The 25,147-nt window shown below is 48.3% G+C and carries 25 protein-coding genes; 13 read left to right on the top strand and 12 right to left on the bottom strand.

The window, feature by feature from the left end:
- Positions 1–38: 38 nt before the first annotated feature.
- The gene (locus tag ACO0LN_RS14785) at positions 39–239 is read right to left on the bottom strand and encodes a YdcH family protein (RefSeq protein WP_162041241.1); all 201 of its coding nucleotides are present in this window, start codon (positions 237–239) and stop codon (positions 39–41) included.
- An 84-nt stretch (positions 240–323) separates the two neighbouring features.
- On the opposite strand from ACO0LN_RS14785, the gene ACO0LN_RS14780 reads away from it, so the two are divergent.
- On the top strand, positions 324–1,124 hold the full coding sequence (locus ACO0LN_RS14780; RefSeq protein WP_162041240.1) for a PP2C family protein-serine/threonine phosphatase: 801 nt from the start codon (positions 324–326) through the stop codon (positions 1,122–1,124).
- 46 nt (positions 1,125–1,170) lie between these two features.
- On the opposite strand, the gene ACO0LN_RS14775 is transcribed toward ACO0LN_RS14780, so the two are convergent.
- From ACO0LN_RS14775 to ACO0LN_RS14765, 3 genes are all read right to left on the bottom strand, one after another.
- Positions 1,171–1,818: a glutathione S-transferase gene (locus ACO0LN_RS14775; RefSeq protein WP_422975287.1), complete on the bottom strand. Its 648-nt coding sequence runs from the start codon at positions 1,816–1,818 to the stop codon at positions 1,171–1,173.
- A 98-nt stretch (positions 1,819–1,916) separates the two neighbouring features.
- Positions 1,917–3,737: a type IV pilus assembly protein FimV gene (locus tag ACO0LN_RS14770; RefSeq protein WP_422975005.1), complete on the bottom strand. Its 1,821-nt coding sequence runs from the start codon at positions 3,735–3,737 to the stop codon at positions 1,917–1,919.
- Between the two features lie 494 nt (positions 3,738–4,231).
- Entirely contained in the window at positions 4,232–4,990 is a 759-nt protein-coding gene (locus tag ACO0LN_RS14765; protein ID WP_422975003.1) for an RNA methyltransferase, read from the bottom strand.
- Between the two features lie 199 nt (positions 4,991–5,189).
- Between ACO0LN_RS14765 and ACO0LN_RS14760 the strand changes: the two genes are divergently transcribed.
- A complete protein-coding gene (locus ACO0LN_RS14760; protein ID WP_422975285.1) occupies positions 5,190–5,981 on the top strand; it encodes an inositol monophosphatase family protein in 792 nt (263 codons plus the stop codon).
- Between the two features lie 90 nt (positions 5,982–6,071).
- Entirely contained in the window at positions 6,072–7,439 is a 1,368-nt protein-coding gene (locus tag ACO0LN_RS14755) for a DEAD/DEAH box helicase (RefSeq protein ID WP_422975001.1), read from the top strand.
- A 66-nt stretch (positions 7,440–7,505) separates the two neighbouring features.
- On the opposite strand, the gene ACO0LN_RS14750 is transcribed toward ACO0LN_RS14755, so the two are convergent.
- Positions 7,506–8,303 carry a hypothetical protein gene (locus tag ACO0LN_RS14750; RefSeq protein ID WP_422974999.1) on the bottom strand — a complete coding sequence of 266 codons (798 nt, stop codon included), beginning with the start codon at positions 8,301–8,303 and terminating at the stop codon, positions 7,506–7,508.
- Positions 8,304–8,566: 263 nt separating this feature from the next.
- Here ACO0LN_RS14750 and mutS point away from each other — a divergent pair, with 263 nt between their 5' ends.
- Positions 8,567–11,197 carry a DNA mismatch repair protein MutS gene (mutS, locus tag ACO0LN_RS14745; protein WP_422974997.1) on the top strand — a complete coding sequence of 877 codons (2,631 nt, stop codon included), beginning with the start codon at positions 8,567–8,569 and terminating at the stop codon, positions 11,195–11,197.
- 82 nt (positions 11,198–11,279) lie between these two features.
- On the opposite strand, the gene ACO0LN_RS14740 is transcribed toward mutS, so the two are convergent.
- Positions 11,280–11,837, bottom strand: coding sequence for an FKBP-type peptidyl-prolyl cis-trans isomerase (locus ACO0LN_RS14740; RefSeq protein WP_422974995.1), 558 nt, complete (start codon positions 11,835–11,837; stop codon positions 11,280–11,282).
- 78 nt (positions 11,838–11,915) lie between these two features.
- On the opposite strand from ACO0LN_RS14740, the gene ACO0LN_RS14735 reads away from it, so the two are divergent.
- Positions 11,916–13,052 carry a JmjC domain-containing protein gene (locus ACO0LN_RS14735; RefSeq protein WP_422974993.1) on the top strand — a complete coding sequence of 379 codons (1,137 nt, stop codon included), beginning with the start codon at positions 11,916–11,918 and terminating at the stop codon, positions 13,050–13,052.
- Between the two features lie 444 nt (positions 13,053–13,496).
- Here ACO0LN_RS14735 and ACO0LN_RS14730 read toward each other — a convergent pair whose 3' ends face one another.
- The 3 genes from ACO0LN_RS14730 to ACO0LN_RS14720 form a co-directional block, all read right to left on the bottom strand.
- Positions 13,497–13,619, bottom strand: a complete 123-nt coding sequence (locus tag ACO0LN_RS14730; protein ID WP_422974991.1) for a hypothetical protein — start codon at positions 13,617–13,619, stop codon at positions 13,497–13,499.
- 181 nt (positions 13,620–13,800) lie between these two features.
- The gene (locus ACO0LN_RS14725) at positions 13,801–14,148 is read right to left on the bottom strand and encodes a c-type cytochrome (RefSeq protein ID WP_422949747.1); all 348 of its coding nucleotides are present in this window, start codon (positions 14,146–14,148) and stop codon (positions 13,801–13,803) included.
- 15 nt (positions 14,149–14,163) lie between these two features.
- Positions 14,164–14,487 (bottom strand): c-type cytochrome, encoded by a 324-nt coding sequence (locus tag ACO0LN_RS14720; protein WP_162041229.1) that lies wholly within the window; start codon positions 14,485–14,487, stop codon positions 14,164–14,166.
- Positions 14,488–14,758: 271 nt separating this feature from the next.
- Between ACO0LN_RS14720 and ACO0LN_RS14715 the strand changes: the two genes are divergently transcribed.
- Positions 14,759–15,622: an AAA family ATPase gene (locus tag ACO0LN_RS14715; protein ID WP_162058843.1), complete on the top strand. Its 864-nt coding sequence runs from the start codon at positions 14,759–14,761 to the stop codon at positions 15,620–15,622.
- Between the two features lie 70 nt (positions 15,623–15,692).
- On the opposite strand, the gene acs is transcribed toward ACO0LN_RS14715, so the two are convergent.
- Positions 15,693–17,687 (bottom strand): acetate--CoA ligase, encoded by a 1,995-nt coding sequence (gene acs / locus ACO0LN_RS14710; protein WP_422974989.1) that lies wholly within the window; start codon positions 17,685–17,687, stop codon positions 15,693–15,695.
- 301 nt (positions 17,688–17,988) lie between these two features.
- Between acs and ACO0LN_RS14705 the strand changes: the two genes are divergently transcribed.
- From ACO0LN_RS14705 to ACO0LN_RS14675, 7 genes are all read left to right on the top strand, one after another.
- The gene (locus ACO0LN_RS14705) at positions 17,989–18,588 is read left to right on the top strand and encodes a YqhA family protein (protein ID WP_422974987.1); all 600 of its coding nucleotides are present in this window, start codon (positions 17,989–17,991) and stop codon (positions 18,586–18,588) included.
- Between the two features lie 182 nt (positions 18,589–18,770).
- Entirely contained in the window at positions 18,771–20,294 is a 1,524-nt protein-coding gene (locus ACO0LN_RS14700) for a fumarate hydratase (RefSeq protein WP_162041225.1), read from the top strand.
- A gap of 54 nt (positions 20,295–20,348) precedes the next feature.
- On the top strand, positions 20,349–21,194 hold the full coding sequence (gene murI / locus ACO0LN_RS14695; protein WP_422974986.1) for a glutamate racemase: 846 nt from the start codon (positions 20,349–20,351) through the stop codon (positions 21,192–21,194).
- Between the two features lie 140 nt (positions 21,195–21,334).
- Positions 21,335–21,994 (top strand): MarR family winged helix-turn-helix transcriptional regulator, encoded by a 660-nt coding sequence (locus ACO0LN_RS14690; protein ID WP_422974984.1) that lies wholly within the window; start codon positions 21,335–21,337, stop codon positions 21,992–21,994.
- Positions 21,995–22,197: 203 nt separating this feature from the next.
- A complete protein-coding gene (locus ACO0LN_RS14685) occupies positions 22,198–22,968 on the top strand; it encodes a hypothetical protein (protein WP_422974982.1) in 771 nt (256 codons plus the stop codon).
- A 30-nt stretch (positions 22,969–22,998) separates the two neighbouring features.
- Positions 22,999–23,550, top strand: a complete 552-nt coding sequence (locus tag ACO0LN_RS14680) for a carboxymuconolactone decarboxylase family protein (protein ID WP_422974980.1) — start codon at positions 22,999–23,001, stop codon at positions 23,548–23,550.
- Between the two features lie 136 nt (positions 23,551–23,686).
- A complete protein-coding gene (locus ACO0LN_RS14675) occupies positions 23,687–24,178 on the top strand; it encodes a peroxiredoxin family protein (RefSeq protein WP_422974978.1) in 492 nt (163 codons plus the stop codon).
- A gap of 31 nt (positions 24,179–24,209) precedes the next feature.
- Here the strand turns inward: ACO0LN_RS14675 and ACO0LN_RS14670 are convergent, their stop codons facing one another.
- Together ACO0LN_RS14670 and ACO0LN_RS14665 are read right to left on the bottom strand one after the other, a co-directional pair.
- A complete protein-coding gene (locus ACO0LN_RS14670; protein WP_422974976.1) occupies positions 24,210–24,557 on the bottom strand; it encodes a hypothetical protein in 348 nt (115 codons plus the stop codon).
- 15 nt (positions 24,558–24,572) lie between these two features.
- Positions 24,573–25,088 carry a hypothetical protein gene (locus ACO0LN_RS14665; RefSeq protein ID WP_422974974.1) on the bottom strand — a complete coding sequence of 172 codons (516 nt, stop codon included), beginning with the start codon at positions 25,086–25,088 and terminating at the stop codon, positions 24,573–24,575.
- Between the last annotated feature and the right edge of the window lie 59 nt (positions 25,089–25,147).

Genomic DNA, 25,147 nt, shown 5'->3' with positions numbered 1-25,147 from the left:
ATCAGAAACTAACTATAAAGCTAAGGAAAAGTGGATAATTATGCAGGGACATCAGGTGTCAATTGCATTCTTAGTAATGTAATATGGTCTTTCAGCTGCAATTTGCGTTTTTTAAGACGCCGCAGCTGTAATTCATCATGAGAGGGATCTTTAATCAGGGTCTCGATTACCACATCCAGGTCTCTATGTTCAACCTCGAGCTCGATAATGCGTTGTTGTATTTGTTCAGGGTGGCTCATAGTCTTCTGGTTGCAGTAAAATAAAGTTTAATTAAGGAAAGACCATTTTTGGGTTTATCCCGTTAGTTTAATCTACCAAGACGTATGAGCCAATATAAGATCGAAGCTGGAACCGGACAACATATCGGCGACAGGCAGGAACAACAAGACCGCACTGCACTTTTTGCGGCACCACATGCGCCAGGTTATGTCATGGCCGTGGTGGCCGATGGCATGGGCGGCAAAAGCGGCGGCGCACTTGCCGCTGAGCAAGTCGTGCGCACGGCAAAACAATTATTTGATGAATTTTACCCAGGGAATGATGTACGCAGTCTTTTAGAAAATATCGTCAATGAAGCACACACTGTCATTAAACTGTCTGGAGTTTCATCAGAAAAAGAACCACATAGTACAGTAGTCGCACTGGTAATTACCCCGCAGCAAGAAGCTATCTGGGCCTATGTTGGCGATTCCCGCCTGTATCGGTTCGACGGTCCGAATTATGCCGAAAAAACTAAAGATCACTCTTATGTAGAAAAATTGGTGGATGAAGGCAAAATTACCGCAGAAGAAGCCAAGACCCACAGACTATCGAACATCCTGGTAAATGTACTTGGCTCAAGCACGGCCGCCCCCTATATCACCTTTGGTGAGCATACGCCTTTAAAGGCGCATGACAGCTTCTTATTGTGCTCAGATGGCCTCTGGCATTATTTTGAAGACCATGAGCTATCAGCAGCTGTTGCGGCCAATAGCCCTCGTCAGGCTTCGGAGTTCCTGATCAGAAAAGCCAGAGACAGAGCGAGTGGTCGCGGTGACAATTGCACCTTCGCGATTGTCAAACTGGTAGAGCCGCCAGCACAAGCCAAAACATATACAGTACAAAAAATGCGCAGAGCAGTCTAAATTTGCGCCGGCGGCGCTACAAATCAGCTTTGTAGCGCCGTCAAATTCATTTACCCTTGTTTGCCATCAACTCCTGATTTGCCTTGCGATCTGCATTGACCTTTTGCATGTGCGGCCGCTCTGAAATAAATTTCACATAGTCACGCGTAGGCAACTCCGCCAAAAAGTCCCTGCCATAAATAAGTTTGGTCGCCATGGATATCAGTGGAAAATGCACAACTGCAGCACAATCTGCCAATGTAAATTCCTTACCACCGACAAATGGGTCAAACTTTGCCAGTGTTGCAAATGCGGGGATATTGCGGCTCAGTTGCTTTTCTACTTTTGCCTTGACCTCGTCAGTGACCTTGCCTCCGAAAAAAGCTTCGGAATAAAGTTCGCGCGCGGGCAATTCCATGTGCAGCTCAATAAAGGTAATCAATTCGCGTAATTTAGCGGCTGCGAATGAGTCTGCTGGCATCAGCGGATGATCAGGGAAGCGATTTTCCAGGTATTCAATGATGACTTGAGATTCACACAGCGAGCCGTGTTCAGTTTCTATATAGGGAATTTTTCCTAAAGGTGAATGCTGCAATAATTCAGGCGCTTTTCCGGTCCAGACTAATTGCTCCTCAAAGGGAATAGCTTTCTCCAAAAGCGCCAATTTAACTTTATTGTAATAATTACTGACTGCAAAACCGCAAAGCTTGATCATATATCTCCATTCTTTATTTTTATTTGCACAACAAAAATTTGCAGTCATGCCAGTAGAAACTGGCCTGCTGCATTCGGACTTACCCGGATCACCAGGTGTTATTTTTCTTTCGGGAAGTCTATCAGCTCAAAATCGATGACATTCGACTCTGGCTCCGCTTGCTGCTCCTGACTGAAAGGCTCGTCCGGCGGCAAACCTGGCACATTTGCCCAGGCGCGATTTCTTTCAGGTGCACCAAAAGAATTCGACTTCTCAAGCTCATTTGCAACCGAGATCAACAACAGGATATCGCGATAAACCGGCAATTCGAACCCCATGCGCTTACCATCCCTGTCATCAACCAGAAGACTTTCAAGGAAAGGCAAAATGTCATTTGAATTCCACATAGTGCAGATGCGGTTCATCAAGTGCTCAAAGTCATCAAGATGTCTGCTAGGCAAGGTCGCCGGATCGACTTCAAATTCAGGGACATTTGCATTAAAAAATACAATGAACTTGTCTCTTAGCGTTTCGTATTTTTCTTTATTCGCAGTGACCCTGTATAAATCGATCAGGTATAGCCAAGGCACGGGCGACTCGGGGTGATCAACGTCAGCCAGGGGTTCAAGAATTTCAATCGCCCTTTGCGGGTCGTTGACAGAAATCCAGAATTCAGCTTCCTGAGTCACGTCAGAAATTTCTTCTACCTTGACCGACTGGCCTTTGGTAGAAAAGAAATTAAAGGTACTGCTATTACTGTCCTCCAGCGTCGGGACATAGGCTTTACTGAATATGGAAGGGGTATCGAGCTTGCCAAGACTGCTATCTGCCGCAACTTTTCTGGATGGCTTTGTTACCGGGCGACTGGAGCCAGGCTCGTCGTCATCATGAACCTGATACAGTGAACTGGTCGTTGTAGGTCCATAAGAAGCCTGGATACTATCAACAATTTCTTCTATATTTTTTTTGGATTCAGGCTCAGAAGCAGGTTCTTTTTGCTGCCACCAGGTCTCATGCAATCTCTTACGCATGCGACTGACGTAGAGCAGGAGCAAAGCAATGATGGCCAAGCCTGCAGCGATGAATACACTCAGGCCCATCACCCAGTTGCGAGAAAAACTGTTTTCACGGGCCTCTTCCAGGGCTGCCTTATCCAGTTGGCTCTGACGCTTGAGTTGCTGCGCCTCTTGTTGTAAGCTCAAAATTTTTTGTTGCTCATCCTTGAGTTTATCTACAGCAGGCTGTGCTGGTTTTTCATCCCGCAACATTGCAGCAAGCTGTGCCTGCGCTGCGCGCAACTCTTCAATATTGGACTGCGGTGTGCCGATAGACAAGCTATCACTGAGACGCAAACCTTGCGTTTGTTCCAGCACCGGCAAGTCATCTGATAGTTTCAGAGTGTCTATGGGCTTGCTGATTGATTTGTCAGTCGATTTGGCTGGCTTTTTTTTTGTTGCAGGTGCATTACCCGGAGTAGCGACAATTTCTGTCAACTCACTGGCGGGCTTGTCTTTCCTGGCGCGTGGCCTGATTTTTACCTGAAGTGTTTGATCGCTTGTCGCGATGTCTTTGCCAGCGATATCTTTACCAATTGAAGCTGGTGCAGGACTTGCTGTCCCTCTGGCAGAACTAACAGTAGGTGCTGTCAAAGTTGGCGCAGACAGAGGTGGGTCTAACAGGATAAGAAATTCTCTATGCAACTGAATTTCGCAACCCATGTTCACCAGTATCTTGACTGCGGGCTCGGCGATGGTGCTTCTGGTTACCAGAGTCAGGAAACGTGCGCCTCCCTTTTGCACCAAAGTGACATTCACTGGTGCGATGGCGTAACCATCTGGACTCTCGACTTTTGCCTTGAAGCAGGACTGATCGATTTCTGCCGCATCATTTCCTGTCAACTCCAACTGAGCCCGCAATTGCTGCCCCAGTGCTGACTGCACAGTCAGATTGCTAAACCCCAGTGCATACGCATTCCCTGTTGCGCCGGATGCCAGGGCACCAAGGCAAAGCAGATATGACGTTGATCGGCGAAATGGAACAAAAATAATAATGACCTCAGAATGAAAGTAATTACTTCAGAAAATCAATTGTTATTCCTGAATGTATATTAACTGCAATCTTACTGGCTTTATAACAATCCTTGAAGTCGTTACCAAATGTAAAACGCAAACAAAGGTAACAATGTTTGTTGATTTCAACATATTTATCAATTGCAACAACAATACCTCCTGCTGTTTCCCTCAGCATACATCAAACTCTTAATGTATTTTCGATACATTTGAAGGAAAACTACGTCTTAAAACAATAGCAAATGCAGGATATAGTCACTTAATACAATTTGCTAAAAAGACACAAAGTTCAAATCATTTATGCCTTATTTATGCTTTGTTGATATTTTATTAAAGCAGAAATTCTATTGTTTTTCAGGCACCGTCTATTTTTTACTGGCATCCAGTATTTTATTCGCAATCCCACGCAAGATATTCACCTCCTCAACCTCCAATTGCGTACGTGATAACATGCGCTTCAAGCGAGGCATCAGCTTCTTGGGCTTATCCGGATTCAAAAACTCTATGGCTACAAGTGCTTGCTCCAGATGGGTGTACATTCCATCTATTTCATTCACGGTTGCCAACTGCCCTTGAAAGCCAACATTCCCGGCAACTGGCGCACCAGTATCAACAGCCATGCGACATTCATAAGATAAGAGTTGTATCGCTTGCGCCAGGTTCAAAGAAGAATAAGCGGGATTGGCGGGAATATTGATGAGGGCATGGCAATTCATGACGATCTCGTTAGGAAGGCCAAATCGTTCATTACCAAAAATCAGTCCAATATTGGCATGCTGACTTTGCACCATGGTTTCAGCAAATACTCTGGGAGTAAGAATGGGCGGTGAAAATTCGCGCAATCTGGCACTGACAGCCGCCACATATTCACATCCTTCCAAAGCTTCATCAATGTGATCTACGATACGGGCACTGTCGAGTATGTCTTGCGCACCGCTGGCAAGGGCGATAGCTTCCGGATTTTGCAGGGCGCCAGCAAAACGCGGCTTTACCAGCACTAACTCACTAAAACCCATGGTTTTAATTGCTCTGGCGGCTGAACCTATATTGCCGGGATGACTAGTTTCAACCAGGACGAAACGCAGGCGCTGAAAAAGAGATGTGTCGGTTTTGGGCAAGTTCATTTAAAATAGCGGTATCCCGCGTTAATTTTTTATTCGGTTGTGCGTCTTGTTGTACGTCTTATTTATCAGACGGATGGCAGTCGAACAAGAATTACGCACGCTCTTTATCATTTTTGTCTAGCATCTTAATGACATCCTTACTCTTTTTGAGGGATAGTCGTTTGCATGCTGCCATTTTATCGGAAACCTTATGCACCCAATGCTGAATACGGCAGTTAAAGCCGCTCGTCGTGGCGCGACGATTATCAATCGCGCATCTTTTGATCTTGACCGTGTCCAGGTCACAGAGAAGCAATTCAATGATTTCGTGACTGAAGTCGACCAGGCTGCTGAAGCTGCCATCATTGAGGTGCTGACCTCTGCCTACCCTGACCACGCCATTCTGGCAGAAGAATCAGGTGCCTCCGCTAATTTGCACGACGAAAATGATAATGTCTGGATCATTGATCCACTTGATGGCACGACCAACTTCATCCACGGCTTCCCACAATATTGCGTTTCTATCGCCCTGCAACAACGCGGCGTGATTACACAAGCCGTTATTTACGACCCTACGCGCAATGAAATGTTCACGGCCAGCAAAGGTGCCGGCGCTTTTCTGAACGACAAACGTATTCGCGTCACCCGCTGCGATAAACTGGCTGATGCATTGATAGGCACAGGCTTCCCATCCCGCGACCTGTCTGGTCTGGATGAATACCTGGCCATGTTCAAAGTCATGACCAGCAAATGCCAAGGCCTGAGAAGGCCAGGCTCTGCTGCACTGGATCTCGCTTATGTCGCCACTGGCCGCCTTGATGGCTTCTTTGAAAAAGGCCTGGCCCCCTGGGATATCGCTGCAGGCTCACTCGTCATCACCGAAGCTGGCGGTATCGTCGGCAACTTCTCTGGTGACTCCGACTATTTGCACAAAGGTGATGTATTGGCTGGCACACCCAAAGTATTTGCCCAGATGGTCAATGCATTGCAACCGTTTTCAGCTAAAAAGTAAATTCTCACGTCCCGCTGGCATTTAGCGGGACGCCCCTCTCTCCGGACTGGTGAAAATCAGTCTGGTCATAAAGAAACACAGTAAAACCACATGGCATCATTCAACGAACTCGGCTTATCCGAGAACATTGTCCGCGCAGTCAGCGAACAAGGCTATACATCTCCAACGCCTATACAACAGCAAGCAATTCCTGCTGTCATAAAAGGCGGTGACTTGCTGGCAGGTGCACAAACTGGCACAGGCAAAACAGCTGGCTTTACCCTGCCTATCTTGCAGCGCCTGTCGACTTCGGCCAACGCACCAAAAGACAAAACCAGCAGACGCCCTATCCGCGCCCTGGTATTGACACCAACCCGCGAACTGGCTGCTCAGGTAGAAGAAAGCGTCAATACCTACGGTAAATATGTGTCACTGAATTCTGGCGTGATTTTTGGTGGTGTTGGCATCAATCCGCAAATCAAATTATTGAAGCAAGGTGTCGATATTCTGGTGGCAACACCAGGCCGCCTGCTAGACCATCACCAGCAAGGCACGATAGACCTGCGCAATATTGAGATTCTGGTCCTGGATGAAGCAGACCGCATGCTGGACATGGGCTTCATCCATGACATCAAAAAGGTGCTGGCGATCTTGCCTGCCAAGCGTCAGAATTTGCTGTTCTCTGCCACTTTCTCCGACGACATCAAGGCACTGGCAGACCGCCTGCTGGATAACCCAGCGATGATAGAAGTCGCACGCCGCAACTCTACCGTCGAAGTCATCGCGCAAAAAGTGCATCCGGTCGATCGCGATAAAAAACACCCGATGCTGGCCCACCTGATCAAGACCCATCAATGGTCACAAGTGCTGGTGTTCACCCGCACCAAACATGGCGCTAACAAACTGGTAGAGCAATTGGGCAAAGATGGCATTGCCGCCATGGCCATCCACGGCAACAAAAGTCAGTCTGCGCGCACCAAGGCCTTGGCAGAATTCAAGGATGGCAGCCTGACCGTACTGGTAGCGACCGACATCGCAGCACGCGGTATTGATATTGACCAGTTGCCTCACGTCGTCAATTACGATTTGCCGAATGTGCCAGAAGATTATGTTCATCGCATAGGCCGCACTGGCCGTGCTGGCGCTACCGGCGAAGCGGTTTCCCTGGTTTGCGTTGATGAATTCAAATTGCTTGCAGACATAGAAAAACTCATCAAGCGTCAGATACCGCAAGAAATCATCGATGGCTTCATCCCTGACCCACATGCCAAGGCCGAACCTATACAATTACGCAGCTTTGATCATCGCGGTGGTGGTGGTGGCAGAGGTCAACGTCCTGCAGGTAATGGCCGCGGACAGCCAGCCCGCACACCGGGCAAGGCAGCGGCACCACAGGCAGCCAAACCTCGTCCAGCAGGCCCAAGACCAGCGGTAAAACAGTCAGCTCCGCGTAGGTCTGGTAGCCGTGGTAACGGCTGATATCCTTAGCTGGCAGGATTAAAAGAACAAAGGGCCATTTTTTGGCCCTTTGTGCTTTATACAAATTTAATTACTGCTCGCATGTACAGACTGCTGTAAGCTCAGCATGCTCAACTGGCTCACTTGTATAAAACCACGTCGTGGGCGATCCAGATCTATGGTTAAAAATACCGCCATACTGATCAGAATCTGCAAAGCCAAAGTTGCAAAGACCGCCCGTTGCCCTGTCAAGCCAGAAGCATAACCTATAGTCGCAGCTGTCATGATGATGGTAATCAATAAGAGCAACACAACTGTCTCGGGCACATGCCTTTGCAAGCCAGCATCCCTTTTACCAAATGCATCGATAGTATCATTCAACGACTGTACAAACATGCCACTGGTCACAGCACTCTTATCCAACTCGACAGACTTCATGGCGAGCGCCCACAACTGATCCGAGATTTGGCTGGTTTTTTTTATTAAGGCATCACGTTTTTCCACATCTGCCAGACTGACCTGCCCTTCTTCTACTCTCAGGTCTATATACTGCTTCAACATGGTCTTCGTCTGCTCGCGTACGCTTACGGGTAACAGCTGGGTGCGCAAATAAGTGGTGCCAATTGCATTAGCTTCATTGACTACCGATTGATTGCGCTCATCAAACCGTTGCAGCGCCAGAGAAAAAGCAAAACTCAACAATAAGGCGAGCAGACCCAGCATAGAAGCCTGCAGGGTATTAATCTGTGACTTGGCCGCATCATTCGCCACCGCCTGTTTGCGCAAGCCATTTCTATACGCAAGCTCCGTGGCAATCAGCATACTGACCAACAACAGAAACACGATCAGGGCGGTACTGTGCCCATACATAAATTCATTCGCCATTCGCCAGCGCCCTTTCGATACTTAGGAAGATATTGTTAACATCAAATTTTTTTGATTTTAACAATATCTCAGACAGATTTTGCTTTTTTACCTGTCAATTGTACGACCTGCAATTTATTGATCTCAACAATAAAGCCCGACAACCGTAGACCAAGGCAATCGTCTATGATATGGTGCGCACCAAATTTGAGCTGACCGACCATAAATTCCGGCGATCAGCAAGCAAAAAAACAAGAAAACAAAACGAATAAAATCAAAGTCTTATGACCGCAAAAGAAACTCAACATACTCCCATGATGCAGCAATATCTGCGCATCAAAGCTGACTATCCGGAAACTCTGGTGTTCTATCGCATGGGCGATTTTTATGAACTGTTTTTTGGCGATGCCGAAAAAGTTTCGCGTTTGCTGGGCATCACCCTGACCCAGCGTGGCAGCTCTGGTGGCGAACCAATCAAGATGGCTGGCGTGCCTTTCCATTCCCTGGAGCCTTATCTGGCCAAGCTGGTCAAGATAGGTGAATCAGCGGCAATCTGCGAACAGATAGGTGATCCGGCGACCAGCAAAGGGCCGGTAGAGCGCAAAGTCATGCGTGTCATCACCCCGGGTACACTGACTGACACTGATTTGTTGCCTGAGAAATCTGACCGTCCATTGCTGTCGCTGTGCATGCTGCAACAAAGGAAAACTGTCAGTATAGGCCTGGCCTGGCTGTCACTGGCCAGTGGCGCCCTGAAGTTGATGGAAGTATCGACGGATGAAAAATCCCTGCCGCAACGTCTGCAACAGGAACTTGAACGTATCAGCCCTGCTGAAGTATTGCTGTCTGCCGGTACGCTTTTGCTGGATGAGCATTACACGCAACTCCCTGGTAAATTCTCTGAATTGCCTGACTGGCACTTTGATGTCAAGCAAGGGCAAAAAGCCTTGCAGGATCAATTGGGCACCGCCTCATTGACTGGCTTTGGGGTAGAAAACCTGAGTGCGGCACTAGGCGCCGCTGGTGCATTGCTGCGCTATGCGGAAAGCACGCAAGGCCGAGGCCTGAAGCACGTGAATACTCTCAATGTTGAGAGTGAACATGAATTTATAGGCCTGGACACCTCAACACGTCGCAATCTGGAATTGACAGAGACCCTGCGCGGTCAAGAATCCCCTACTTTGTTTTCCTTACTTGATCATTGCCGTACCGCCATGGGCTCACGCCTGCTGCGTCACTGGTTGCACCATGCACGCCGCGATCAGGCAGTCGCCAGGGCACGTCATGATGCAATCAAGGCGCTGATACAAGCAGACTCCACTGATGGCCTGGCGACCACTTTAAAAGCCATCCCTGACATAGAGCGCATCACTACGCGTATTGCCCTGCAATCGGCACGCCCACGTGATTTATCCGCGCTACGCGATGGCATGCAAAACCTGCCAGGCTTGCGCAATTATGTCAGCCTGTGTATTGCAGACAATCAAACCAGTCTGCTGACCAAGGTCTTGTCTGACCTGGACACGCCAACAGAATGCCTGGATTTGCTGGAACGCGGTTTGATGCTGCAACCAGCGACCATGGTACGGGACGGGGGTGTGATCGCGACTGGTTTTGATGCAGAGCTCGATGAATTGCGCGCACTGTCTGAGAATGCCGGGCAATTCCTGATAGATCTGGAAGCATCAGAACGTGAACGTACCGGCATTGCCAATCTGCGCGTCGAATATAACCGTGTGCACGGTTTTTATATTGAAGTCACGAATGGTCAAACCGATAAAGTGCCGGACAATTATCGTCGTCGCCAGACTCTCAAAAATGCTGAGCGCTATATCACGCCAGAATTGAAGGCTTTTGAAGACAAGGCATTGTCAGCACAGGAACGTGCACTGGTGCGTGAAAAAATGCTGTATGAACGCCTGCTGCAAGACTTGCTGCCACAAGTACCCCTGCTGCAAAGAGTGGCGAATGCGATTGCCCAACTCGACACCCTGGTCAGCCTGGCTGAGCATGCCACCAAAAATAACTGGTGCGCGCCGCAATTGGTGGATGAGCCGACCCTGCATATCGTCCAGGGTCGCCATCCGGTGGTCGAAAACCAGATAGAACGCTTTATCGCCAATGATTGTGATTTTTCTGCCGAGCGTAAACTATTGCTGATCACAGGCCCCAACATGGGTGGTAAATCGACCTTTATGCGCCAGGTAGCCCTGATCACGCTGCTCGCTTATGTAGGCAGCTATGTGCCAGCCACTGAAGTGACGATAGGCCCGATAGACCGCATTTTCACGCGCATAGGTGCGGCGGATGACCTGGCAGGTGGCCGTTCTACCTTCATGGTGGAAATGACAGAATCAGCAGCCATCCTGAATGGGGCGACTGACCATTCACTGGTATTGATGGATGAAGTAGGTCGCGGCACATCAACCTTTGACGGCCTTGCCCTGGCCTGGGCAATTGCCAAGCATCTGATACAGGTATCCAAGAGTTACACGCTGTTCGCCACGCATTATTTTGAACTGACGCAATTACCTGAAGTGCACCCGTCGGCAGAAAACGTGCATTTATCGGCGGTTGAGCATAAAGAGAATATCGTATTCCTGCATGCAGTTCAGGCTGGCCCTGCCTCTCAAAGCTATGGTTTGCAGGTGGCGCAACTGGCTGGCATACCTCAGCCAGTTATTCGCTCTGCGCGCAAGCATCTGGCTGATCTGGAAGCGCAATCACTGCAATCGACGCCACAGTTTGATTTATTCTCTTCAGCAGCCTCTGCGCCAGAAGCTGAAGTCGTGGAACAGGCTCCAATCAATACTGAATTGCTGGATACGCTTGACACCATGGACCCGGATAGAATGACGCCAAGGGAAGCATTGGCAGCCTTGTATGAATTAAAAAACCTGGCAAAGCAGGCCTGATTTAAACAAGTCTCCTCATTAAACAAGTCCCTTCAAATGAAAAATGCCGCTGAGATCAATCAGCGGCATTTTTTATTCCTGCTTAGTGCAAAGGGTGGCTGCGATATTCATCGCCAGTACCTTCGTCATCCTCATCATCTTCGTCGTGATGATGACCGTGGGCACCATGCACATGGCCGTGGGCGACTTCTTCATCAGAAGCGGCACGCACATCTTCTACCGTCAGACTAAAGCGCAAGGCGATGCCTGCCAGCGGGTGATTGCCATCAAGCACGACTTTATCGTCAGCAATATCCGTGACGGTAAAAATATGGGCATTGTCTTCATCGGCATCGTCATCCGATTCTTCTGGCATGCCTTCAAACTGCATGCCGACTTCCAGTGGCGATGGGAAGCGGTCACGCGATTCCACTTTCACCAGGGCAGCATCGTAATCACCAAACGCGTCTTCAGGGTTGAGCTGGATAATCGTGCTGAAGCCCTTTTCCTTGCCTTCCAGAGCTTCTTCTATCTTGGGAAACACATTATCGTACCCGCCATGCAGGTAAACCATAGGCTCCTGACCTTCTTCTATCAGATTGTCTTGTGCGTCTTTCAAGGTATAGACTGCAGTAACAACTGAATTTTTGCCTATCTTCATAGCAATTCCTTAAAAATTTATTTGCCTTGCGATTATACCTGTCTAGTCGAGTCCTTTGCCTCGGCCTATAATGCGGGCATGAAAAAAAATACCATTCCCCTGCCCCTGCTGGGCGGCATTACAGCAGAAGAATTTCTCAGCGAATACTGGCACAAGAAGCCCTTGCTTATACGCCAGGCTATCCCTGACTTCCAGCCACTGATCCCAAAAGATGATTTGTTTGACATGGCTGGCCGTGACGATATTGAATCCAGGCTTATCAGCTTTTTCAACAAACACTGGGAAATGAAGTCTGGCCCGCAAACCAGCATACCAGTCAAGGAAAAGAAAGACTGGACCCTACTTGTCCAAGGCGTTAATTTGCATGATGACAAGGCTGATGCGCTGCTCAGGCAATTCCGCTTCATCCCTGACAGCAGACTTGATGACCTGATGATCAGCTTTGCCGCTGACGGTGGTGGCGTTGGCCCGCATTTTGATTCTTATGATGTATTCCTGCTGCAGGCACATGGTCAGCGCAAATGGCGCATAGGTGCACAAAAAGACCTGACGCTGATTGATGGCATGCCCCTCAAGATTTTGCGCAATTTCAAGGCTGAGCAGGAATTCGTGCTGGAGCCGGGCGACATGTTGTATTTGCCGCCCAAATATGCACATGACGGCGTCGCCATCGGTGAGTGCATGACTTACTCCATAGGTTTCCGTGCGCCGTCTTACCAGGAACTGGGGGAGTCCTTCCTGCACTTCATGTCTGACTCGATAGACTTGCCAGGACGATATGCAGACCCTGACCTGAAAGTCAGCGCCAAACCGGCAGAAATCAGCAATGAAATGCTGGAACAGGTTGCTGAAGAAATTGCCAAGATTCAATTTACTGACGATGACGTACTCATTTTCCTGGGTGAACACCTGACCGAACCCAAACCCAGTGTTTTCTTCACCGGACCGGAAAAACCACTTGCACCTAAACGTTTCCATCAGTCTGCCCTGAAAAATGGTCTGAAGCTATCGCGCAAGTCGCTGATGTTATATAAAGGCAAACATGTGTTTATCAACGGAGAGTCGTTCGCCGTTGGCAAAGAAGACAAAATTTGTCTGAACAAATTAGCAAATCAAAGAGAGTTGGACGGCGCTGATCTGGCGAATATTTCCGCAGATGCGATAGAAACTTTTTGCCTTTGGTATGAAGACGGCTGGCTGGATCTACGTCAATGATTGCTGCAACGCGTCATTATTTTGAAATATGAAAGAAAATTTTCTTCCTAAAAGTAGTTTATTTTCATGGAAAACCTGAAATTTCCTACTAAAAATAGCGTCTTGTCTAGAAATAATGATTGATTTGAGTGCAAAAATGCATCTATGCCTATTCCATTAATGGAAAAATCATTATAATTCCGGGTTAGGAAACTTTCGTAGGGGCCGAATGTCGTTTTGGCGAGAAGCTCGCGAATTAACCTATAGAGCGATAATTACCGGTAATTATTCATCGCAAAGTTTTGATCTTCTTTTTTGATCTATTTATTGAAAGTACAAACATGAAAAAATCACTCTTGCTCGTTTCCCTGTTGGCATTGACTCTGGCTGCTTGCGGCGAGAAAAAAGCTCCTGAAGCATCCGCTCCAGCAGCTTCCGCATCTGCAACAGCACCAGCACCAGCATCTACTCCAGCAGAAGCCCCAGCAGCAACTCCAGCTCCTGCAGCAGCTTCTGACGCAGCTGCAGCATCTGGCGCAGCTCCTGCAGCATCTGCAGCAGCTTCCGCTCCAGCAGCAGCTTCTGCATCTGCTTCCAAGTAATTTTTAATTACTTAAGAAAAACCGGCTTTTAGCCGGTTTTTTTTCGTCTTGAAATAGGCAAACAGTCATAAGAAAGAAGCAGGCATCCTAAAGCGCAAAGATACAAAAAAAACCACGAATCATCGTGGCTTTTTTTGTATCAAGCAAAAAACTGCTTTTGCAAGAACTTATTTCTTCAACACCAGCTCGCTTGGCAAGCTATGCAGGTACGCGGCGATATTTTGTATATCCTGATTTGACAATGCCTTGGCCTGTGTAGCCATGGTTGGATTGGAGCGGCCATTTGCTGCATCACCTCCACGCTGATAAGCGTGCAAAGCCTGGGCAATGTAATCGGCGTGCTGACCAGCTAACTTAGGATAGCTGGGATCGATAGGCTTGGAATAATTATCGCCATGGCAAGAAGCGCAATTGAATTTTTTTGCTGCTTCTTTACCAGCTTCTATATTGCCGCCCGCATGAGCTGCGAAAGACAAGGTGGACAACAAAGTTGCCATCAACAGAGTTTTCTTCATGATCCTGTCCTATTCTTATTTTTGTTGAGAGTAATATGCCGCCAGATCTGCGATGTCCTGCTCTGTCAAACTGCCAGCAATACCGCGCATGGATGGATGCTTGCGATCACCTTTTTGGTAGGCCTTCAAAGCACTCTCTATGTATTTGGCGGATTGTCCGCCTATCATAGGCACCTGATACACTTCAGGGAAGCTCGCTTTGTAGCCAGGAATACCATGGCAACCAATACACATCGCGATTTTTTTATCAGCAGCATCTTTAGGATTGCCAACCGGATCTGCCGCAGTAGCAGCTTGAGCGAGGCTCGCCATAGCGAGGAGTGCAAACAATTTTTTCATATTAGCGATTATTAATTAGCAGGCAGATCAATAAATTCAGTGTTTTGATATAACTCAGCATTTTAGCTGATTACAATCAAATTTGCGTAAAAAACCTGGTACACGCGCCTCTCCAAAGGGCAAAAAAGCTGCACTTACGCAACTCCGAGTAAAAAAGTTATTGCCTTTCTGCGTTGCCTGCACAGAAAAAAGAACAGCCGTTCACAAGAGTACAAATTCTCGCTTATACTCTTTACACTCTCAAGCAACCCTACACGTCGAGTTTATATCCATGACACAAGCGCCAACTACTTTACGCTTTGACGGTGCCGACAATTATGTCGCTACTGATGATTTGAAACTGGCAGTCAATGCTGCCCTGAGTCTGCAACGCCCACTCTTGATCAAAGGTGAACCAGGCACAGGCAAGACCATGCTGGCAGAAGAAGTCGCTGCTGCCCTGAACATGCCCCTGATGCAGTGGCATATCAAATCCACTACCAAGGCGCAGCAGGGTTTGTATGAATACGATGCTGTTTCGCGCCTGCGTGATTCCCAACTCGGTGACGAACGCGTCAAGGACATCCACAACTACATCATCAAAGGCGTGCTGTGGCAGGCTTTTACTGCTGACGAGCCTGTAGTTTTGCTTATCGATGAAATCGATAAAGCCGACATAGAATTCCCTAATGACTTGTTACGTGAGTTGGACCGCATGGAGTTTTATGTCTATGAAACTCGCGAGATGGTGCGCGCCAAACATCGTCCGCTGGTCATCATTACGTCCAACAATGAAAAAGAGCTACCAGACGCCTTCTTGCGCCGCTGTTTCTTCCATTACATCAAATTCCCTGACAAGGAAACAATGCAAAAGATCGTTGATGTGCATTTCCCCAAATTGAAATCCGATTTACTGGCACAGGCACTGCAAACTTTTTACGAAATCCGTGACGTTGCTGGCCTCAAGAAAAAACCGTCCACTTCAGAATTCATAGACTGGTTAAAGCTTTTGCTGGCAGAAGATATACCGGCAGAAGCGATGCGCAGCAAGGACAACAAGGCCATCGTCCCTCCCTTGCATGGTGCCCTGCTGAAAAATGAGCAGGATGTGCATTTATTTGAACGCCTGGTGTATATGTCACGCACTAATCGATAAACAAGACGCAATGATAAAAATGGCGCTGCAGTGCAGCGCCATTTTTTTACGACTCAATTAATGCACTTGCTTATTGCGCTTGCTTCAGTTGCTCCAGAATAGCTGGATTTTCCAAAGTAGAAATATCCTGGGTAATTTCTTCACCCTTGGCCAATACACGCAGCAAGCGACGCATGATCTTGCCGGAACGTGTCTTGGGCAAATTATCACCAAAGCGGATTTCCTTGGGCTTGGCGATAGGGCCAATTTCTTTCGCCACCCAGTTGCGCAATTCGGTCGCAATTTGTTTGGCTTCATCACCCGTTGGACGTGTACGCTTCAATACCACGAAGGCACAAATCGCTTCGCCAGTAGTATCATCAGGCTTGCCAACTACGGCAGCTTCTGCGACCAGCGGATTCGCCACCAGGGCAGATTCAATTTCCATCGTGCCCATGCGGTGACCGGATACATTCAGTACATCATCAATGCGCCCAGTGATAGTGAAATAACCGGTATCTTTATTGCGTATCGCGCCGTCGCCGGCCAGATATACTTTGCCGCCGAATTCTTCAGGAAAGTAACTTTTCTTGAAGCGCTCAGGATCACCCCAGATCGTCCGTATCATTGACGGCCATGGACGTTTAACAACCAGGATACCACCCTGCCCGTTCGGCAAATCATGGCCAGTTTCATCAACAATGGCCGACATGATGCCTGGCAAAGGCAAGGTGCAGGAACCCGGCACCATAGGTGTCGCACCTGGCAATGGCGTCATCATATGACCGCCTGTTTCTGTCTGCCAGAAGGTATCGACAATCGGGCAATTGGTGCGGCCAATATTATTGTAGTACCACATCCAGGCCTCAGGATTGATAGGCTCACCAACAGAGCCCAGCAAGCGCAGGGAGGATAAATCATATTTATTGGGGTGGATATTGGCGTCAGCATCCGCAGCCTTGATCAGCGAACGTATCGCTGTTGGCGCAGTATAGAAAATGGTGGCCTTGTGTTTTTCTATCATGCTCCAGAAACGCCCGGCATTCGGGAAGGTAGGTACGCCTTCAAACACGATTTCAGTAGCGCCAGCCGCCAGTGGGCCATAGGTAATATAGGTGTGGCCAGTGACCCAGCCTATGTCGGCAGTACACCAGAACACATCCGACGGTTTGATATCAAACGTCCATTTCATCGTCAGGATAGCCCACAACAAATACCCCCCCGACGAATGTTGCACACCTTTTGGTTTGCCGGTAGAGCCTGATGTATAGAGTATGAACAGAGGATGTTCTGCACTGACCCATTCAGGTTCGCAAACTGCCGATTGCGTAGCCACCAGCTCATGCATCCACAAATCACGACCAGCCGCAACATTGACATTGCCACCCGTACGCTTATAGATGACAACGCTTTTTACTTTTTCGCAATCGCCCAAAGCCAGCGCTTCGTCCACAATCGCTTTCAACGGCAAATGCTTGCCGCCACGGACTTGTTCATCGGCAGTGATAACAGCAACCGCCCCCACATCCACAATACGTTCTTGCAGGGATTTTGCCGAGAAGCCACCAAACACCACAGAGTGTGTCGCACCAATGCGTGCGCAGGCCTGCATGGCAACCACGCCTTCAACGGACATGGGCATGTAGATCACAACACGGTCGCCCTTACTGATACCCAGAGACTTCAAGCCATTGGCAAACTGGCAGACTTTTGCATGCAAATCCTTGTACGTTACCTTGGTGACATCTCCACCATCCGCCTCAAAAATCAGCGCTACTTTATCGCCATTGCCTTTTTGCAGATTCACATCCAGACAGTTGTAAGACACGTTCAATAAACCATCTTCAAACCATTTGTACATGGGTGCGGTGGATTCGTCCAATACCGTACTGAAATCTTTGTGCCAGTGCAGGTTTTCGCGTGCCAGACGCGCCCAGAAACCTTCGTAATCCTGTTCAGCTTCTTCGCATAGTGCGTTATACGCTTCCATACTTGGGATAGCTGCATTGGCAACAAATGCGGCCGGTGGGTAAAAAACGCGGGATTCTGTTTTAGCTTCAGCTTGCGCAGCGTTGAGGTCAGACATTGTTATCTCCAGCTTGTTATCGTTAGATTAAAATCTTCACTACAGCTTCACCCCAAGCTGGCATTGCACCAGATTGTGGCAGTAATTATCACCTTTAAGCACAGGGCAAACCATAAACTTGGAGACTTACTCAAGCCTTACGCTTGCACTTTTGAAAAATGATACCACAAAGATACCATTACATCTCCACTACATACCTGATATTGACATAGCCATCTCTGCCGCGCTACACGAGCAGGCCCTGCACATGTAAAATACGGGCTTGCGTTAAAAACTGCCCTTTCCACCAACGATTGCCGACATGACCAAACCAGTTGCCTCAGCCAAACTATCTCCCCTTGCCAGCCTGATTTTCTTTAGCCGCTGGCTGCAGCTACCACTTTATCTCGGATTAATACTTGCGCAATGCGTTTATGTATTTCACTTCTGGGTAGAACTGGTGGATTTGATAGGTGCAGCAATGGGTAACGAATCCGCGCTGAAGCATATTCTGGACGCCGTTTCCACTGGTGGCACGAGACCAAGCAAACTCACAGAAACCACCATTATGCTGGTCGTGCTTGGCTTGATTGACGTCGTCATGATTTCCAACCTGCTCATCATGGTCATTATTGGCGGTTATGAGACTTTTGTATCTCGCCTGGGCCTGGATGGACATCCTGACCAGCCTGAATGGCTGTCTCATGTCAATGCATCAGTACTTAAAGTCAAACTGGCCATGGCGATTATTGGAATTTCATCCATCCATTTATTAAAGACTTTTATCAATGCAGGCAATTACGACGGTCAAGTCATACTTGCCCAGACTGGCATACATATGGTGTTTTTGTTGTCTGCCCTGGCAATTGCGCATTGCGATCGCATCATGACGGATACCGCACTGGCGGCCGATAAACATTGATAGTTGCCTATTGATAGTTACCTATTGAGAGTCGCAGACTAGCAACTACAATTAACAACAAGAGCTGCTTGGCAATGAATGATTCCGTCATGCAGCACACACAAGTTTGAGTAATTTACTTTTAATTATCAGCTGTAATATCTGTAATACCAGTTTTCTTTCACCTAGCCCAGAGCCAAATCATGACAGTCATCAAGCAAGACGATCTGATCGAATCAGTAGCCGCCGCGCTGCAATACATCAGTTACTATCATCCAGCCGACTATATCGCCCATCTGGCGCGCGCTTATGAAGCAGAGCAAAGCCCAGCAGCAAAAGATGCGATTGCCCAAATTCTGACCAACTCGCGCATGTGCGCAGAAGGCCGACGCCCGATTTGCCAGGACACAGGTATCGTCAATGTATTCCTGAAGATAGGCATGAGCGTACGCTTTGAAGGCTTCAGCGGTTCCATCATTGATGCAGTCAATGAAGGTGTGCGTCGTGGTTATAACGACCCAGACAATAAACTGCGCGCCTCTATCGTCGCTGACCCGCACTTTGAACGCAAAAACACCAAGGACAACACACCTGCTGTAGTGCACATGGAGCTGGTTCCTGGCGACACAGTCGATGTCAAAGTCGCAGCAAAAGGCGGTGGTTCTGAAAATAAAACCAAGTTCGTCATGCTGAACCCTTCTGATTCCCTGATTGACTGGGTCATGAAAACAGTACCGACCATGGGTGCAGGCTGGTGTCCGCCAGGCATGCTGGGCATAGGTATAGGCGGTACTGCAGAAAAAGCCATGCTGATGGCGAAAGAATCCTTGATGGATGACATCGACATGTATGAGCTCAAGCAACGCGGCCCGCAAAACAAAACTGAAGAATTGCGTATAGAACTGTGCGACAAAATCAATGCACTGGGCATAGGTGCACAAGGCCTGGGTGGCTTGACGACAGTGCTCGACGTCAAGATCAATATGTACCCTACCCATGCTGCATCCAAGCCCGTTGCGATGATCCCTAATTGCGCGGCGACCCGTCATGCGCATTTTGTGCTTGATGGTTCTGGCCCCAGCTATATAGAACCACCAAAACTGTCTGACTGGCCAGATGTAAGCTGGGCACCTGACACAGAAAAATCCAAACGCGTCGATCTGAACACCCTGACCAAGGAAGAAGTCGCTTCCTGGAAACCAGGCCAGACCTTGCTCCTGAACGGCAAAATGCTGACTGGCCGCGATGCAGCCCACAAGCGCATTCAGGACATGCTGGCCAAGGGCGAGTCATTGCCTGTCGATTTCACCAACCGCGTGATTTACTACGTAGGCCCGGTTGATCCCGTACGTGATGAAGCAGTTGGCCCGGCTGGCCCGACTACCGCTACCCGTATGGATAAATTTACCGACATGATGCTGGAAAAAACCGGCCTGATCTCGATGATAGGCAAGGCAGAACGCGGCCCGGTCGCCATAGAATCCATACGCAAACACCAGTCAGCCTACCTGATGGCTGTCGGAGGTGCAGCTTACCTGGTTTCCAAGGCCATCAAATCAGCGACCGTAGTTGGTTTTGCTGACCTGGGCATGGAAGCGATCTATGAATTTGATGTCGTCGATATGCCAGTCACGGTTGCGGTTGATTCCAGCGGTACATCTGTACACAATACCGGCCCTAAAGAATGGCAAGCGAAGATAGGCATTATTCCTGTCAGTGCATCCTGATCGCATGCTGATTATTGTTGAATATTACTGGCTGAAACAGGAATAAATACCCCGATGACATCAGAGGAATTTGCACGCTCTGCTCCGATTGGGGTATTTGATTCTGGCCTTGGTGGCTTGTCAGTATTGCAGCACATACGCCAGACCCTGCCACATGAAGCATTGCTCTATGCGGCAGATTCAGGTTTTGCACCTTATGGTGACAAGACCAGTGCAGAGATTCTGGAGCGTAGCATCGCCGTTACAGATTTTTTGCTGAGCAAGAAAATCAAGGCTCTGGTAGTTGCCTGCAATACAGCTACTGCCGCCGCCATCAAGCACCTGCGCTTGCATTACCCTGACCTCATTATTGTTGGCATGGAACCTGGCTTGAAACCAGCAAGCCTGCTCAGCAAGACAAAAAAAGTCGGCGTGCTGGCCACCCTTTCCACAATTCAAAGCGAAAAATATCAGCACTTGAGCACAAAGTTAAGTGCAGAGACTGGCGTGGAATTCATTCCGCAAGCCTGCGTAGGCCTGGTCGATCAAATAGAAAAAGCCGAAGCAAATGCAGATCAAACCCGGCTTTTGCTGAAAAAATATCTGAACCCTTTGCTTGATGCAAAAGTCGATACACTGGTCCTGGGTTGCACCCATTATCCTTTTGTAGCAAGGCTCATACAGGAACTCACGTCTGCGTATATTCCTGACGGTGAACCCATCACACTCATTGATACTGGAAAAGCCGTTGCATCCCAAATACAGCGTTTGCTAACTGAACGTGATCTGATAAATACCAGCAGCGATATTCCCCGCATTAATGCTTACACCAACGACAGTCCAGAAAAGCTGAAACACGCTTGCACCCAATGGATTAACATAGCAGAAGATCAGTTAAGTGTTTCCACCTTCAGTACCTGATTTCAGCACCGGATGCATTCGGCTTCAACTGCACTGATAAAACCCAATCATAGAAGCAGGCAAATCCATAATAAGTCAAAGCACAAACAATTTAATTAGGACTCCTTTACATATTTATTTTATTGCGCCATAATGCCCTCATGAAAAAGCCAGCCAACCATCATTGGGACGAAACGCCAGCAACCAGTGAACGCATACTGGATGCGATTGCCAGAATTGCCGGTGTATTGCGCTCCGGCACCTGGCAGTTCGCCACATCTGAAGGTTTGAACCCTACTCAAGTCGATATCATAGACATGTTGGCCGCGCGCAAAGATGCTGTCAGGCTGTCATGGATAGCCGAGCAATTGGGCGTCAGCACGGCCAGTGCCAGCGACTCGGTGAGTTCATTGACTGCCAAAGGCTTGGTAGAAAAAGCCCGTGCACCAGACGATGGTCGCGCCATTGCCTTGAGACTCACTGCTGATGGTCATGCCCTGGTCAAAAAAATAGCTGGTGCAACCGGTTTTGCCAGCGAAGCCATAGCGCAATTGTCACCTGCGGCACAGGAGCAAACTTTTACCAGCCTGCTGAACCTGATAGGCAAATTGCAGCAAGCCGAACATTTTCCCGACATCCGCGCCTGTGTCACTTGTGCACACTTCATGCCGGACAGACACGACGATGTGCTCGCACCCCACCATTGTGCCCTGGTGGATGCCCCTTTACGCAAAGAGCAATTGCGCCTGGACTGCCCTGAACATCAACAAACGGCAAGCAACACCATTCGCAGTAACTGGAAAAAAATAGAAATGAAATAAAAACCGAAATAAATAAGAATGGAATAGCTGAAGATGAGTTAGCCAAGGCAGATCGCCTATTTTTTTAACTCATTTAATTAGGAGTCCTATCAATAATATTTGATGCTGTGGTTCTTGCATCGGATTTGAGTAGTACGCGCATAAAAATTAGCCTGCAATGCGCGCAATAAACAGAACCGTCACATGACATTTGAAAGATAAACATGGAACACAGATACAAAAAACTCTGCCTCAGTCTTGGTTTTGGTCTCAGCCTGGCCGTGACAAATTCAACGCACTGGGCTGCTGCTCATGATCACGCACATCAGGGTGGTATACAAACTGAAGCCAGCAGCAAGATCAAACCTGATTTTGATATTTTCCATACCAAGATCACGACTGAAGGCAAAGTGGCAATTTTTCATATTGCTGTCTCAGGCAAAGCTGGTAAAACCAGGCCCGCCAAATCAGGCAAGCTCGCGGGCAGCTCTGTTTTCTCTTATGTTTGGCCAACCACTCTGGACCCATCCGTAGTAGGTTTCGAGCCTAAAAATGGCATCCTGGCTTTTGCAGTAACTTCGCACCCAGACTTTGATGACACCCCGTTGTTTGATGAAAACGGCGATGGCAATCCCAACAATGATGGCAATGTCTGGCACTCACACTGGGTAGTCTTGCAGCCCGACCAGGCTTGCGGCAAAGATGCGCTGAAAGTTGTTGATATTCCCGAGGGTAGCAAACCCCGCCTGCCCAAAACCTGGCCTGGCTTGCCAATACTTATAGACAGCCCTGGCTGGAGCCCCACATTCAAAGGCAAGACACTGGAAGTTCGCGTGCCCTTCGATGATATTGCCAGCATTCAATCTACTGGTTTTGATGGGGTCACTGCTGCCCTGCGCGTCAATGCCAGTGTCCACGCACCGCTACTTTGCGTGACCAATGTTTTCAAAGTCGCCTCAGGCAATCTCAGCCTGCCAGGTAAATTCAATCAATAAGTCGAAACCACAAACCAACAAGGAATCACCATGTCCCACGTCCAACTCATTAATCTCAAAGAAACTTCTGGTACTCGTCATGTCATTTTGAATGACGTCAATACTGCCTTTGGCGCCACACCAAATATGTTCCGCGCTGTCGCCAACTCTACTGCAGCCCTTAATAGCATGTGGTCTGCGTTTGCGGCCCTGGGCAATGGTGTTATTCCAGCAAAACTGGGAGAGCAAATTGCAGTTGCCATAGCAAACCAGAATCAGTGCGAATACTGCCTGGCAGCACATACCGTATTGGGACAAAAAGCAGGTGCCAGTGCCGCAGAAATGGCGGCAGCCCAGTCAGGCAATTCACATGACGCGAAAACCGACGCCGTACTGAAATTTGCACTGAAGGTAGTCAGCAAGCGAGCCCAAATCAATAAAGACGATGTGGAAGCTTTACGGTCACATGGTTATAACGATGAACATATCGTTGAAATTATGGCGCACGTCGCTCTCAATCTGTACACCAACTATATCAATGTGGCACTGGACGTCCCGGTTGATTTTCCCAAAATCAAGCTGAACGCAGCCAGCAAAAATTAATCAGTTTTTAAAGGTGCGGATAACTCCGCACCTTGCTCAGATAAATTCAAATAAAATGGAAAGAATAAAAATGTCTATGATCAATAGCATAGCACCTGAACTTATCACATCGGATTGGCTTAACACTGATACCGCAATGAGCTTACAATCCCTGCGCGGCAAAGTCGTATCCCTGCATAGTTTTCAAATGCTATGCCCTGCCTGTGTCACGCATGGTTTACCACAGGCAAGTGCAATAAGAAATGTATTTTCGCAGCAAGAACTTGCGGTGATAGGATTGCACACGGTGTTTGAGCATCACCATGCGATGGGTAAAGACGCCTTAAAAGCTTTTATCCATGAATATCGTTTGCGCTTCCCGATTGCCGTCGACATGCCAGATCCTGTCAGTGGAATACCTTTGAGCATGCAGAAATATGGCTTGCGCGGCACACCAAGTATCTTGCTCATAGACCGGCAGGGACGCATCAGATTTCATCACTTTGGCCACATTGATGATCTCAAATTAGGCAGCATGCTGGGTCAGTTGGTGGCAGAGACAGATGCTACAGTAGAGCTTGTCAGCGCGAATGAAAGCAAACCCAAGCATGCCGTGGGATGCAATGAAAATTCTTGCAGTTTGTCTTAGAAAAATCGGCTTAGGAATGTGCCAAGAAACTTCAAGAATTCATGACCGGTACAGGCAATACCAGATTGGTCGCCTTGGAAATTGCAGACCAGAGTACGCCTACGACTGCATTCCAGACTTTTTCTATGGTGATCATCAGCAAACCCCGCAAGGTTTTAGCGAAGCTTAAGGCCATGTCCTCCAGGCCATCCAGGAAAAACTGCTGGGTTTCTGGCGTAATCTGCTTGGTCAATATGCCAGTACTGACCAGTCCTGCCTGTTGTGCTATGGCTTTTACCTGCTGCTGCGTGAATCCGCGCAAGGTCGTCACGTCAGCCTGCAAGACACCAGAAGCTGCGGCTTGCATATCAGCCACGAGTTGATCAATATCAAGTGCCATATTTATGCCCCCAGATTAACGCTGCAAGAAATTTTCATACGTAATTGCCTGATCGAGATAGATCACGGCCTGCCCCTTGAAAGCCTGTGCTTCATAAGCGGTCACGCCTTGCAAACGATCAACATCACGCATTTTACTCAGGGTTTCCGATACTTTTTTGATGGCATAGGCGCTAGGCGGTGTGCTGTCATCACCAGACATGGCTGGGCTGCCACGTTTATCAAGTAATTGATTAATGGTATCGGTCACCTTGTTTTTTGGCATGGGCCGGGCACCGGCCTGCAAACTCAGTGCATCCAGCCGTCCAATCAGTGAATTGTAATTATCAACGCGGGAGGGGAAGCTGTTTTTATCGCTGCCGTTAGACACGCTGGCGAGTAAAATCATGGTGTCAGTATTGACGGCGGCCAAGCCATCAACCACTGTTTTGTCATAAGCTGGTGCAAGTTGGGTTGCGCACCCTGAGAGCGCAATACAAAGCCCCAGCAGGTATACACGCATCCGCCACAATAATTGCACTGCTGGCTTCATGACTACTCCACATGGAATGAAAATGACAGAGATGCCATATTAACATTGGGAGTTGAATT

It is taken from the genome of Undibacterium sp. TC9W (genome assembly GCF_049339865.1).
Taxonomy (GTDB): domain Bacteria; phylum Pseudomonadota; class Gammaproteobacteria; order Burkholderiales; family Burkholderiaceae_D; genus Undibacterium.
Note: the sequence above shows the minus strand (reverse complement) of the source record. Positions and strands in the feature narration are given on the sequence as shown.

Bases quoted from the DNA above. Each gene is read 5' to 3' on its own strand.
- ACO0LN_RS14785 (WP_162041241.1), bottom strand. From the start codon at position 239: ATGAGCCACCCTGAACAAATACAACAACGCATTATCGAGCTCGAGGTT.
- ACO0LN_RS14780 (WP_162041240.1), top strand. From the start codon at position 324: ATGAGCCAATATAAGATCGAAGCTGGAACCGGACAACATATCGGCGAC.
- ACO0LN_RS14775 (WP_422975287.1), bottom strand. From the start codon at position 1,818: ATGATCAAGCTTTGCGGTTTTGCAGTCAGTAATTATTACAATAAAGTT.
- ACO0LN_RS14765 (WP_422975003.1), bottom strand. From the start codon at position 4,990: ATGAACTTGCCCAAAACCGACACATCTCTTTTTCAGCGCCTGCGTTTC.
- ACO0LN_RS14760 (WP_422975285.1), top strand. From the start codon at position 5,190: ATGCTGAATACGGCAGTTAAAGCCGCTCGTCGTGGCGCGACGATTATC.
- ACO0LN_RS14755 (WP_422975001.1), top strand. From the start codon at position 6,072: ATGGCATCATTCAACGAACTCGGCTTATCCGAGAACATTGTCCGCGCA.
- ACO0LN_RS14750 (WP_422974999.1), bottom strand. From the start codon at position 8,303: ATGGCGAATGAATTTATGTATGGGCACAGTACCGCCCTGATCGTGTTT.
- mutS (WP_422974997.1), top strand. From the start codon at position 8,567: ATGACCGCAAAAGAAACTCAACATACTCCCATGATGCAGCAATATCTG.
- ACO0LN_RS14740 (WP_422974995.1), bottom strand. From the start codon at position 11,837: ATGAAGATAGGCAAAAATTCAGTTGTTACTGCAGTCTATACCTTGAAA.
- ACO0LN_RS14735 (WP_422974993.1), top strand. From the start codon at position 11,916: ATGAAAAAAAATACCATTCCCCTGCCCCTGCTGGGCGGCATTACAGCA.
- ACO0LN_RS14730 (WP_422974991.1), bottom strand. From the start codon at position 13,619: ATGCAGAAGCTGCTGCTGGAGCGGAAGCTGCTGCAGATGCTGCAGGAG.
- ACO0LN_RS14725 (WP_422949747.1), bottom strand. From the start codon at position 14,148: ATGAAGAAAACTCTGTTGATGGCAACTTTGTTGTCCACCTTGTCTTTC.
- ACO0LN_RS14720 (WP_162041229.1), bottom strand. From the start codon at position 14,487: ATGAAAAAATTGTTTGCACTCCTCGCTATGGCGAGCCTCGCTCAAGCT.
- ACO0LN_RS14715 (WP_162058843.1), top strand. From the start codon at position 14,759: ATGACACAAGCGCCAACTACTTTACGCTTTGACGGTGCCGACAATTAT.
- acs (WP_422974989.1), bottom strand. From the start codon at position 17,687: ATGTCTGACCTCAACGCTGCGCAAGCTGAAGCTAAAACAGAATCCCGC.
- ACO0LN_RS14705 (WP_422974987.1), top strand. From the start codon at position 17,989: ATGACCAAACCAGTTGCCTCAGCCAAACTATCTCCCCTTGCCAGCCTG.
- ACO0LN_RS14700 (WP_162041225.1), top strand. From the start codon at position 18,771: ATGACAGTCATCAAGCAAGACGATCTGATCGAATCAGTAGCCGCCGCG.
- murI (WP_422974986.1), top strand. From the start codon at position 20,349: ATGACATCAGAGGAATTTGCACGCTCTGCTCCGATTGGGGTATTTGAT.
- ACO0LN_RS14690 (WP_422974984.1), top strand. From the start codon at position 21,335: ATGAAAAAGCCAGCCAACCATCATTGGGACGAAACGCCAGCAACCAGT.
- ACO0LN_RS14685 (WP_422974982.1), top strand. From the start codon at position 22,198: ATGGAACACAGATACAAAAAACTCTGCCTCAGTCTTGGTTTTGGTCTC.
- ACO0LN_RS14680 (WP_422974980.1), top strand. From the start codon at position 22,999: ATGTCCCACGTCCAACTCATTAATCTCAAAGAAACTTCTGGTACTCGT.
- ACO0LN_RS14675 (WP_422974978.1), top strand. From the start codon at position 23,687: ATGAGCTTACAATCCCTGCGCGGCAAAGTCGTATCCCTGCATAGTTTT.
- ACO0LN_RS14670 (WP_422974976.1), bottom strand. From the start codon at position 24,557: ATGGCACTTGATATTGATCAACTCGTGGCTGATATGCAAGCCGCAGCT.
- ACO0LN_RS14665 (WP_422974974.1), bottom strand. From the start codon at position 25,088: ATGAAGCCAGCAGTGCAATTATTGTGGCGGATGCGTGTATACCTGCTG.